Source organism: Kluyvera sichuanensis (assembly GCF_014218705.1).
In the GTDB taxonomy this organism is placed as follows: Bacteria; Pseudomonadota; Gammaproteobacteria; order Enterobacterales; family Enterobacteriaceae; genus Kluyvera; species Kluyvera sichuanensis.
The window spans coordinates 1-11796 of the sequence record NZ_JABBJF010000051.1; the positions used below are offsets into that span (position 1 = coordinate 1).

Annotated in this window: 9 protein-coding genes and 3 pseudogenes; 4 read left to right on the forward strand and 8 right to left on the reverse strand. The window is 48.0% G+C overall.

The window, feature by feature from the left end; translation table 11 throughout:
* Nucleotides 1-1312 (reverse strand): annotated as a pseudogene (locus HII27_RS26115) (cobaltochelatase CobT-related protein); the annotation flags it as partial.
* Between the two features lie 109 nt (nt 1313-1421).
* On the reverse strand, nt 1422-1634 hold the full coding sequence (locus tag HII27_RS26120; RefSeq protein WP_004110118.1) for a hypothetical protein: 213 nt from the start codon (nt 1632-1634) through the stop codon (nt 1422-1424).
* Between the two features lie 263 nt (nt 1635-1897).
* Between HII27_RS26120 and HII27_RS26125 the strand changes: the two genes are divergently transcribed.
* A complete protein-coding gene (locus HII27_RS26125; RefSeq protein ID WP_004110129.1) occupies nt 1898-2284 on the forward strand; it encodes a transcriptional regulator in 387 nt (128 codons plus the stop codon).
* Here the strand turns inward: HII27_RS26125 and HII27_RS26130 are convergent.
* The 5 genes and pseudogenes from HII27_RS26130 to HII27_RS26150 all read right to left on the reverse strand — a co-directional run.
* Nucleotides 2276-3382: a tyrosine-type recombinase/integrase gene (locus tag HII27_RS26130; RefSeq protein ID WP_185670160.1), complete on the reverse strand. Its 1107-nt coding sequence runs from the start codon at nt 3380-3382 to the stop codon at nt 2276-2278. The genes HII27_RS26125 and HII27_RS26130 overlap by 9 nt on opposite strands.
* A 173-nt stretch (nt 3383-3555) precedes the next feature.
* A complete protein-coding gene (locus tag HII27_RS26135) occupies nt 3556-3966 on the reverse strand; it encodes a type II toxin-antitoxin system YafO family toxin (protein WP_048228574.1) in 411 nt (136 codons plus the stop codon).
* Nucleotides 3967-3975: 9 nt separating this feature from the next.
* Nucleotides 3976-4584 (reverse strand): hypothetical protein, encoded by a 609-nt coding sequence (locus HII27_RS26140; protein ID WP_164708968.1) that lies wholly within the window; start codon nt 4582-4584, stop codon nt 3976-3978.
* A 95-nt stretch (nt 4585-4679) separates the two neighbouring features.
* Nucleotides 4680-4925, reverse strand: coding sequence for a GrxA family glutaredoxin (locus HII27_RS26145; RefSeq protein ID WP_006812570.1), 246 nt, complete (start codon nt 4923-4925; stop codon nt 4680-4682).
* Nucleotides 4925-5068, reverse strand: a pseudogene (locus tag HII27_RS26150) (Gp49 family protein); the annotation flags it as partial. The pseudogene HII27_RS26150 and the gene HII27_RS26145, both read right to left, overlap by 1 nt.
* A gap of 519 nt (nt 5069-5587) precedes the next feature.
* On the opposite strand from HII27_RS26150, the gene HII27_RS26155 reads away from it, so the two are divergent.
* The 3 genes from HII27_RS26155 (at nt 5588) to HII27_RS26165 (ending at nt 11506) form a co-directional block, all read left to right on the forward strand.
* Nucleotides 5588-7144, forward strand: a complete 1557-nt coding sequence (locus tag HII27_RS26155; RefSeq protein WP_185670161.1) for a type I restriction-modification system subunit M — start codon at nt 5588-5590, stop codon at nt 7142-7144.
* The gene (locus tag HII27_RS26160; RefSeq protein WP_185670162.1) at nt 7141-8262 is read left to right on the forward strand and encodes a restriction endonuclease subunit S; all 1122 of its coding nucleotides are present in this window, start codon (nt 7141-7143) and stop codon (nt 8260-8262) included. Before HII27_RS26155 ends, HII27_RS26160 begins: the two co-directional genes overlap by 4 nt.
* 121 nt (nt 8263-8383) lie before the next feature.
* Entirely contained in the window at nt 8384-11506 is a 3123-nt protein-coding gene (locus HII27_RS26165; RefSeq protein WP_181726380.1) for an HsdR family type I site-specific deoxyribonuclease, read from the forward strand.
* A 163-nt stretch (nt 11507-11669) separates the two neighbouring features.
* Here the strand turns inward: HII27_RS26165 and HII27_RS26170 are convergent.
* A pseudogene (locus tag HII27_RS26170) lies at nt 11670-11796 on the reverse strand (IS6 family transposase); the annotation flags it as partial.

The following is an 11796-nucleotide window of genomic DNA, read 5'->3' on the forward strand; positions in this document are numbered from 1 at the left end:
GGATCTCGAAAAAAGTAATACCCCTCTGGAGGCCACAGACGGCGGGGCCTCCAGAGCACTTTGTCGTTTTTGGACGGAAAATCCCTAGAACCCCATCTTCCTCTTCGCCTTCTCCTTCCGACTCCCCGTGACCGGCATCGGAGTCTTCGCCGTCATCACTATCACTATCCCCATCCCCATCGCCAGCGGCGCCAGAGCCATAACCATCGGAGTCATCGGCGTCTTCGCGAATGCCATCACCAGGCGTTGGAGAGCCAGTGTCATCACTACCACCTTCGTCATCAGAATCACTTGATTCCATGCCGGCATCATCGGATTCTGGGGTGTCTCCTGATTCCTCTTCGCCTGCTTCTGTATATTTACTTTCTGTATCACTAATTTCTTTATCTTCTGTAGGTAAGTCCTTATCTACTGATTCAGGCAAATCAGAATCCCCAGACTCTTCCTCTTCTGAGGCATCATCTTCTTGCTCTTCCTTGTCGTCGTCTTCGCCTTTGGTACGCTTTGGTGCTGATTCACTATGAGTCGGTTCGTCACCGGCTTCTGGGGTTTCCTCTGACTCATCCTCACTCTTCGACGGCTTCCTAGCAGACGATTTAAGCTCTGGTAATTTGCCCTCTGGCTTGTCTTTCATATCCTGCATGATTTGGGCGATAGCAGCTGCTACCTTCACGCAGTCTTCTGTGTTCGACATATTGCGAACGGCCACGTCGATACCATGCTCTTTGAGCAAGGCCACAGGCTTCTCGATGAGGTACCAGTGTTCTTCCATAAAGTCGATGAAAGGGCTTTGGCCATCCCAGGCGCGAACGACCGGGCAAAGGAAGAATTTCAGGAACAATTCACGCTGGTTGCCGTGGCAGATTGAAACCGCCTCTGAAACTTTGCCCTTGAAGTATTTGTCGATCACCAGGTTCTGTGTGGCCAGCAAATTGCGACGAGTTCCGTTGAATACCTGTCCCATTCTGCGTTCAATAAAAACGTCTTCCAGCGCGTTCCAAAGCCCGGTAGACGGAGCCTTTCCTTTCTCGCGCATCTTCATTGCGACTTTCGGATCAGTAAAGAGGATATGGGCTACCTCATGGTCGAGAAAACCACGTACTGCGTTCATGAGGGTTGGTGACGCGTCGTCCGGTATAGATGGGATGTTTACCAGCACTGGTTCGCCGCGCCGGTTGTAGCGGACATATGCTTCATTACCTCGCTCTGCAACAGGTATCTGTTTGCCTGATAGCATCGCTACAACTCGTTTTACGCAGTCGCGAAAGTCCTGTACCTCTTTCAGCACAGATCTGGTCATGGCTTTGGACATGAGAATTTCCTTGTTATTAAAACAATTTGTTTTCTGATGTGCGTAATTTATCACTGTACGAACAGGCAACTAAGCTGTTCGCACAGGCATCTATAGGCAGGAATGTGTTTTAAATGGTTCTCACGGCAAGGGAGCCGCAACCGGTATTGATGAGAGTGAAATGTTTATTTTTTAGCTCAAAAGTGAAAACCGTCGTATCAACCATCTCCACGGGAAGCTCTTCAGATTCTAGTTCTGTCAGGATCGTCGCGACGCCATCCAGTCCAATCGCATATGCGTGTCCAACCTCAAGGGCGGTCAATTTAGAAGTTATATTTTTCATTTCATATCATCCAACTGAACACATTTGAAAGTTCGGCAATACTACTACCTATTGTATCAATATGGAATGCACCTATATCAGATGCGTCTTACTTTTTTCTGTAAGCGAATGGTGACAAATTGCTTAAAAACCATAGTATAATGGCGGTATGCCGGGGTTTTGTGCCTATCGAAATTAAATAGATAAGTCTTTACAACCCTGGCCTTTGCTGTAATATCAGTAAGCACTTACCAGAGATAAACAAAACACGCAAGGTTCACTACATGGCTACCAACGAAACAGAGATCAAACAAGGTCGCTACGCAGCTTACATTGACTCGTTAATCACAATCTCGCCTAAAAGTCAGGCTACCATTGCCAAAGAGGTTGGGTACAAGAACGCCAACAACCTCTCCCTCATCAAAAGCGGCAAAATCCCACTTCCAGTCGATAAGGTTCGAGCTTTAGCCGAAGCACTGGAGGCAGATCCGGTTCGACTGATGCTGATGGTTCTGGAAGAACGTCATCCTGAGCTGCTTGAGTTTTTTCGCGAAGAGGGCACTGCACCTCTCTCCGCTGATGAAAAACTCGTTCTAGAAGCGTTCCGTAACCGTTTTGACGGTCAACAGGGTGCGTCAGAAAAGGTGGTAGAGGCCATCAAGTCACTGTGAGAAATTTACACGAATAAGCTCCGTGGCTAGACGATCTCCCTTGAATTTGTGGTCTATCTCGTCTAAGTCTGTTTGATTAACGATAGATGCGATGTACGTTGAGAAGTTATTCAAGGCGTCTCGCATCTCATCCATATAATCGTGGCGATCATAGACGCGATCTATCCCTTCAAGACTGTGGTTCATAATCTTACGGGCCACCTCCTGATTAATCCCCAGAGCAGGGAAATAACTACGCGCTGTACGTCTCAGATCGCGTGGGGTGAATGACTCAACCTCCATCAACTCAGGTCGTTCCAGTATCCTTCTCAGTGCCTGGGCAATGGCCACCTTAGACATTGGCGTATCCACGCCCTTCTTCTTATTCGAAGGAACGAGCCACTGGCTGCCTTTCCCGTACTCAAACAACTCTTCTACGCATTGGCGCATCAATGGGCTTAATGGCAGCGCGTGCTGTCTGGCCGATTTGTTTCGCGTACCTTGATTCCATACATCACGTTGAAGGTTGAACTCATCCTTTCTGGCCCGGAGCACTTCATCGGGTCGTCTGGCAGCGACAAGACAGAGCCTGGCCGCCCACTTTGTGCCTTCGCACACATTGAAGTAATCCCAGACGTTCCAGAATACCCAGACCTCGGCGTCGGTCAGTTTACGTTCGCGCGGTACTGGCTTTGCACCACCGGCAACTCTATTGAGCGACATATCATGCAACGGGGATGTATCAATCAGCCCCTGAAAAGCGCACCAGCTCAGGAACTGTTTCATCAGGGAGAACACGCGTCTGCCCTGGACGATCTTACCTTCCAGTATCAGTGGGTTCACCAGCTGGTTGACCAAGACCCTACTTATATCACTTACCTTTACATCAGAGATATGCGGCATTACATGTATCAAAACACAATGAACGGCTATTTCAGGTCGACGCCTCGTTATCAGTAAAGATAAGCGAGTGAATAACATGAAGGCGGAAGAAAACGACATGTCTCCGTCGAATTTGGCGGTCGACACTGCCGACAAACCGGAAGCGCGTTCGAGGTACTCGATGGCTTCCCGAGAGGTATTTTCTGCTGCGCGTGCTTTATCAAAGGTGTTTTTCATCGTCCACTCACTGAGTGAAGCCCTTTTGCTGTATGTATAAACAGTATATTAGGCATAAGTTTTTGTATGATCAACCATAAAATAGCCTGTTTTATCCAATGATTCCATACTTAATAGGTATGGAATCATTTAAGGCTGGAAATTTAAATTCTGAGATTTTATTAGCGTGATTGTCACGGATTAGTGAGAGCTTGAAATGCGGCGGCGTATGCAGCGATATCGGCCATGATTTTTGGATCTTTCGCATACTGATGTGCATTGCCCGGGAAGATTGCTAATAGACTATACACATCTTGGAAATGTGCATGTTGACTGTAAACGAGTGCGCGGTCGCTTGTGCAATTGAATCTGTTGCGGCTGCTGGTTCGTTCTTGCTTCGTGAACAAGAGATGAACGTGATAAACGCGGGAGGACACAATAGCACCCGGAGCCGTATACGGGCCATCTTTCCCGAATACGGTTGGGTACATGCCTTGTTTAAGCGACGTGAAATCGTTGAGTAACGTGATCTTTAAATCAGGCTTTATATCGAAGGTCGGCTGTAAAAATTGGGCGTAACTGGCACTGTTCCATGTGACCTTCATCGATCAACCTCAATGGAATGAGAAGTTGGCGAAGACGTCCTCATCAATGAGGCCTGTCTGCGATTCGATGACGTCTACGTCGTTAAAACACTGATTTAAAATCAATAGCAGATCAGAGATAGCCAAACGATACTCAGTTACAGAATCGCTCAGGCGCTTCAAGTATGGATGAGGTTGCTCAGAGTCACGAATCAACTTGTTAACGAATCCCTCCAAACCACGAATGGTCAGGTCAACGTTCTTCAGTTCTTCGTAACGGCTTTCACCGAAGCTGCTGCGAATCTTTTCCGCTTTCCATCCAGAGATGGCATTAGCCAGGCGAACGTGTTTCGCTGTCAATTCTGCGAGTTTGCTTTCGATCTCTGCCAGCTGTGCCGCATCGCTGTTCTCTTGAACAGGGATACCTGCGGTTCTCACATAGGCTTGTTCTTTGAATCCAGCAAATTTCGCAGAGTGCTTCACCGTGCCACGGAAGCGTCGATAGCCAAGCGGCTCAATAAAGGCACGCCCAGATTTAGCTTTAGGCTTTGCAGTTGAAAAGCGCGAGGCGTTAGAGGTCACAGTAGCAAGGGCATTGCTAATGACACTCATATCTTCCAGGCAATTTTCTAAACGCATAAAACCTCTTAACTACTCAATGGCTCGTAACTAAGTGTACGCTGTGTTGATGAAAGCGACAAATAATAAACGGCCCCAAAAGGAGCCGTATTGTATTACAGAGTGCTCGCAAAAGCAGCAAATTCTGTATAGCCGCCGATAGGTTCACCATTAACGAACACCTGCGGTATGGTTTCCACCGGTTTGCCAACCAGGTCGCTCAACTTCTCTTTGTCGATGCCGGCAGACACAATATCGATGTATTCGTAATCGCCAAAGCCGTGGCCGTGCAGCTGCTTCGCCAGCTCGACCGCACGTTTGCAGTATGAGCAATTATCGCGTCCGTAGATAACGACCTTCATCACTTCACCCCGTGCAGCTGCTGCTTGAGAAGATAGCCTTCCAGGGGCCAGATTTTGGCAATTGCGTTCTGGCGTGCAATTTTACGCCCGATCTCCGGATCAAAGTTCTCCGGGCTGGCGCACGCAGCCTCGCCCGGCAAGGTGGGCCGATTCCCACACGACAGCGTCGCCTGGCAAGGTGGGCCGATTCCCATATCGACATGTATGTAGCTTGTGTTATCCGTGGATTGTGCAGCTCAGCGGGTCGCTGGTCGTATGGCGGAGTGTCCCCCGTAACCGGCCGCGTGCGGCCGCTAACGCGCAGTACGGCGCCGCGACCCGAAGGCGGGCCGCCGTTCCCGCGCGCAGGCGCGCGGCGCCCACTACGCACCCCCGTGGGGGACGTGCGGCAGTTGCGTGGCGGTGAGCGAGATTAGGGCTTTGCAGGGAGGTGCGTAATTGCATCTGATTTGGAGCCCCTTTCACATTTTATCTGATCAGCGTTCGCAAATTACCTGATTGCCCAACAAAAATTCAGTCACCTGCTCAAAAATCATCAATGATTAACAGTCGACTCTATAGTTCTCACAATGTCCGCATAATCGTAATATACTAATCCTATTAGTGATTTAATCTACCTACCAAACCGTGGGCAACACATTCTATTAATCAGGAAAACGCAGATGACCAGCCTGCAACAACGCGCCGAATTACACCGTCAGATATGGGCTATTGCGAACGAGGTTCGCGGTGCCGTTGACGGATGGGACTTTAAACAATACGTCTTAGGGGCGCTGTTTTACCGTTTTATCAGTGAGAACTTCACCAGTTACATCGAAGCCGGTGATGACAGTGTTCAGTATGCCGGAATGGCTGACAGTGATATTGGTGATGAGATTAAGGACGATGCGGTCAGAACAAAGGGGTATTTTATCGCTCCAAGCCAGCTGTTCTGTAATGTGGCGAAGCGTGCCAATACGAATGACCACCTGAATGCTGATTTAAACAGTATCTTTGTTGCGATTGAAAGCTCTGCATCCGGTTATCCGTCAGAAGCCGCCATTAAGGGACTGTTTGCTGATTTTGATACGACCAGTAACCGGCTGGGCAGTACCGTTAAAGAGAAAAATATCCGGCTTGCTGCGGTACTGAAAGGGGTTGAGGGGCTGGCTCTCGGGGATTTTGATGCCCATCAGATTGACCTGTTCGGTGATGCCTATGAGTTTCTGATATCCAATTATGCCGCCAATGCGGGTAAGTCCGGCGGTGAGTTCTTTACCCCGCAGCATGTCTCTAAGCTGATTGCTCAGCTGGCCATGCACGGACAGACCTCCGTCAATAAAATCTATGACCCTGCGGCCGGTTCAGGTTCTCTGCTGCTTCAGGCCAAGAAACACTTTGATAATCACATTATCGAGGACGGTTTCTTTGGTCAGGAGATTAACCATACGACCTTTAACCTGGCGCGTATGAATATGTTCCTGCACAACATCAACTACGACAAGTTTGATATCCGGTTAGGGAACACATTACTGGCCCCTGAATTTAAAGACCAGAAGCCGTTTGATGCGATTGTGTCTAACCCGCCGTACTCCGTGAAATGGGTGGGCAGTGATGACCCGACCCTGATTAACGATGACCGCTTTGCACCGGCGGGTGTGCTGGCTCCAAAATCTAAAGCTGACTTTGCATTCGTACTACATGCACTGAATTATCTTTCGGCCAAAGGTCGTGCTGCGATTGTCTGCTTCCCGGGTATTTTTTACCGTGGCGGCGCGGAGCAGAAAATCCGTCAGTATCTGGTTGACAATAACTATGTCGAAACCGTGATTTCACTGGCTCCGAACCTGTTCTTTGGCACCACCATTGCCGTAAACATTCTTGTTCTGTCTAAACATAAAACGGATACCAACGTTCAGTTTATTGACGCCAGCGGCCTGTTTAAAAAAGAGACCAATAATAACATCCTGACCGATGAGCACATTGCACAAATCATGGCGGTGTTCGACAGCAAAGCCGATACCGACCATCTTGCAAAATCTGTCACCGCTGAAGCGATTGCCGCTAACGACTACAACCTGTCCGTCAGCAGCTATGTGGAAGCTAAAGATACCCGTGAAATCGTTAATATCGCTGAGCTGAATGCTGAACTGAAAAAGACCGTCGCCAGAATTGACCAACTCCGTACTGATATCGATGCGATTGTGGCTGAAATTGAAGGTGGCGAGGGGCAGAAATGAGCGAGTTAAATTATCTGGAAAAGCTGCTGGATGGCGTTGAGGTTGAATGGATTCGTTTAGGTAATTTGGTCCGTATCAAAAATGGTAAGGACCATAAATCGCTTGGCGAAGGTGATTTCCCGGTTTATGGCTCTGGAGGTGTTATGCGATATGCAGATACTTATGCGTATGACAAGCCCTCTGTTTTGATTCCAAGAAAGGGTTCTCTTGGTAATTTGTTTTTTGTTGATGTCCCATTTTGGACTGTTGACACTATATTTTATACGATAATCGATGAAACGAAAATTTGGCCAAAGTATCTCTACTATTTTTTGACAACAGTAGGGTTGGGGAACATGAACCAAGCAGGTGGTGTTCCAAGCCAAACACAATCAGTTTTAAACGAACTAAAAATCCCCATCCCTTGCCCCAGCAACCCGGAAAAATCGCTGGCTATCCAGTCTGAAATCGTGCGGATTCTGGATAAATTTACCGCCCTTACCGCTGAGCTTACCGCTGAGCTTACCGCACGGAAAAAACAGTACAACTACTATCGTGACCAGTTGTTGAGTTTTGAGGGGAAAGAGGTTGAATGGCGGGCATTGGGCGAAGTTCTTAATATGCGAGCAGGTCAACATATATCTGCAAGCAAAATAATGTCCAGTCCAAACGATGAGTGTTCCTATCCATGCTTTGGTGGTAATGGTGTCCGGGGCTTTGTTAAGGACAAAAGTCATAATGGCGAACATTTGTTGATTGGTCGGCAAGGTGCTCTTTGCGGAAATGTTCAGCGAATGAAAGGCATGTTCTATGCGACTGAGCATGCTGTTGTAGTAACTGCTGGCAATGAAATTGACGTTGATTGGGCTTTTCACATGTTAAGTGCAATGAACCTCAATCAATATGCTTCGCAGTCTGCTCAACCAGGGCTTGCTGTCGGTAAGATTCAAACGCTAAAAATACCGTTGCCCTGTATCGAGACTCAAAAGAAAACTGCAAAAATTTTGGATAAATTCGACACACTGACCAACTCCATCACTGAAGGTCTCCCGCGTGAAATCGAGTTGCGCCAGAAACAATACGAATACTACCGTGATTTACTTTTCAGTTTCCCGAAACCTGATTCCGTAACGAACTGACATCAGCGACACTGCCGGTGAGAACCTCTGACTGGCAGTGCTTTTGCACAGATATTACCCGATGCTCAAGCCCTAAGTGCATCGTTTCACCCTTCGCAGTACAACGACAGCAGGGAGCAGTATGACGCAGCAGACCAGAACCATCGCCGAATCCAATAACTTCATCGTGCTGGATAAATACGTCACGGAATGGGAAGCGAGTGACCGTTACCAGAGTGAGGCGGAGTTAGAGCGTGAGCTGATTCAGGATTTACGTAATCAGGGTTATGAGTTTGTGCCTGATTTAACCTCTCAGTCGGCTATGCTGGCCAATGTGCGGGTGCAGCTTCAGGCGCTGAATCAGGTGGTGTTTAGCGAAGGGGAGTGGCGACGATTTACCGAGGGTTATCTCGATAACCCCAGTGATACTCTTATCGATAAAACCCGTAAGATTCATGATAACTACATTTGTGATTTCACTTTTGATGATGGCCGTCTGGAAAACATCTATCTGATAGATAAAAAGAACCTGCTGCGCAATAAGGTGCAGGTCATTCAGCAGTTTGAGCAGACTGGCTCACACGCTAACCGTTATGACGTCACCATTCTGGTCAACGGCCTTCCGCTGGTGCAAATCGAACTCAAAAAGCGTGGCGTGGCGATTCGTGAAGCCTTTAACCAGATACACCGTTACAGCAAGGAAAGCTTTAACAGCGATAACTCCCTGTTTAAATACCTGCAACTCTTCGTGATTTCCAACGGGACGGATACCCGTTACTTTGCCAATACCACAAAGCGGGATAAAAACAGTTTCGATTTCACTATGAACTGGGCACGGTCTGACAATACTCTGATTAAAGACCTGAGAGACTTTACTGCCACGTTCTTCCAGAAGCATACCCTGCTGAATATCCTGTTTAATTACTCGGTATTTGATACCAGCGACACGCTACTGATTATGCGCCCCTACCAGATTGCAGCCACTGAACGTATCCTCTGGAAAATCAACAGTGCGTTTCAGTCAAAGAAATGGAGCAGCACTGACGGGGGTGGGTTTATCTGGCATACGACAGGCTCAGGAAAAACCCTGACCAGCTTTAAAGCCGCCCGACTCGCAACTGAACTTGATTTCATTGATAAAGTCTTCTTTGTGGTTGACCGCAAAGACCTCGATTATCAGACCATGAAAGAGTATCAGCGTTTCTCACCGGACAGCGTCAACGGCTCTGACAGCACCGCGGGACTGAAACGTAATATCGATAAAGATGACAATAAAATCATTGTCACGACTATCCAGAAGCTGAATAACCTGATGAAGGGGGATGCAGATTTAGCCGTCTACCAGAAACAGGTCGTCTTTATTTTTGATGAATGTCATCGCAGCCAGTTCGGGGAAGCCCAGAAAAACCTGAAGAAGAAATTCAAACGTTTTTATCAGTTTGGGTTCACCGGCACACCGATTTTTGCCGGTAAAAATGCGCTGGGTGCGGAAGATACTGCCAGTGTATTTGGTAAGGAATTGCATGCCTATATCATCACCGATGCCATCCGTGATGAAAAAGTCCTGAAATTTAAGGTGGATTACAATGATGTGCGCCCGCAATTTAAGGCGATAGAAACCGAGACGGACGAGAAGAAAATTACTGCGGCAGAAAACAAACACGCCCTGCTGCACCCTAATCGGATTGAGGAAGTGACAAACTACATTCTTCAGCACTTCCGGCAAAAGACCCATCGGGCCTTCCCCGGTGCTAAGGGCTTTAATGCCATGTTCGCCGTCAGTAGCGTAGATGCCGCCAAAGCCTACTATGAAACCTTCAGGCACATCCAGAAGTTAAGGGCTGAGCAGGACAGCAGTTATAAGCCCCTGACGGTTGCGACCATTTTCTCGTATGCTGCCAATGAAGCACAGGATGCTATCGGTGATATTAACGATGAGAGTATTGATACCTCAGAGATGAACCCAGGCTCCCGTGAGTTTCTGGAATCTGCCATCGCTGACTATAACGCCGCCTTTAAAATGAATTTCAGCACTGATGGCAACGGTTTTCAGGATTACTACCGCGACCTAGCTAAACGGGTTAAGTCTCAGGAAGTGGACCTGCTGATTGTAGTGGGTATGTTCCTGACCGGCTTTGATGCTCCGGCACTGAACACGTTGTTTGTCGATAAGAACCTGCGTTATCACGGGCTGATGCAGGCATTCTCGCGTACCAACCGGATTTATAACGCCACGAAAACCTTTGGTAATATCGTCACCTTTCGGGATTTAGAGCAGGCGACCATTGATGCCATTACCCTGTTCGGGAAGAGCAATACCAAAAGCGTGGTAATGGAGAAAAGCTATACCGAATACATGGAAGGCTTCACTGATGCAGTCACGGGTGAAACACGCCGTGGTTTTATCGATATTGTCCGTGAGCTGGAGACCCGCTTTCCTGACCCGGCAGACATCACTTCTGAAAAAGAGAAAAAAGCCTTCATCAAACTGTTTGGCGAATACCTGCGGGCTGAAAATATTCTGCAAAACTACGATGAGTTCACGGCACTGAGAGCGATTCAGACAGTGGATATCAATGACCCTGTCGCCGTTGACGCTTTTAAGGCTGAACATTTCCTTGATGATGAAAAACTGGCAGCACTCCAGTCCATCCGGTTACCTTCCGAACGAGAAGTACAGGACTATCGTTCAAGCTACAACGATATCCGTGACTGGCAGCGCAAGGAGCGCGAAAGTAATGTGAAGGGCAATACGACAGTCAGCTGGGATGACGTGGTGTTTGAAGTTGACTTGCTGAAGTCTCAGGAAATCAATCTCGATTACATTCTTGAACTGATTTTTGAATACAACAAACAGCACCCGAACAAAGAGACACTGAAGGAAGAGGTCACCCGGCTTATCCGTGCCAGCCTGGGGAACCGGGCGAAAGAAGGGCTGATGCTGGAATTTATCGGGCAGACAGATATAGATAACCTGCCGAATAAAGAGTCCGTGATAGAGCAGTTCTACACCTTCGCTCAGGCCGCTCAGCAGCGGGAAGCGGAGGCATTGATTCAGGAAGAGAATCTCAATCACGATGCTGCCAGGCGTTATATCAGTGCGTCACTCAAGCGTGAATATGCCACTGAAAACGGGACGGCTCTGAATGAAGCGTTACCGAAACTCAGTCCGCTAAATCCACAGTATAAAACCAAGAAAAAGACGGTGTTTCAGAAGGTCTCAGCATTCATTGATAAGTTCAAAGGGGTGGGTGGAAGGATCTGATGTTGTTCAGGAGGCCGTGGCCTCCTGATTTTTGTAAAAGACATGAATTACAACACCCTGCGACAACAGGTACCTAAGATACAATTATTCGCTCCCTGAAGTGATGCAAACGGCACTGTTGCAAAGTTAGCGATGAGGCAGCCTTTTGTCTTATTCAAAGGCCTTACATTTCAAAAACTCTGCTTACCAGGCGCTTTTCGCCCAGGGGATCACCATAATAAAATGCTGAGGCCTGGCCTTTGCGTAGTGCACGCATCACCTCAATACCTTTGATGGTGGCGTAAGCCGTC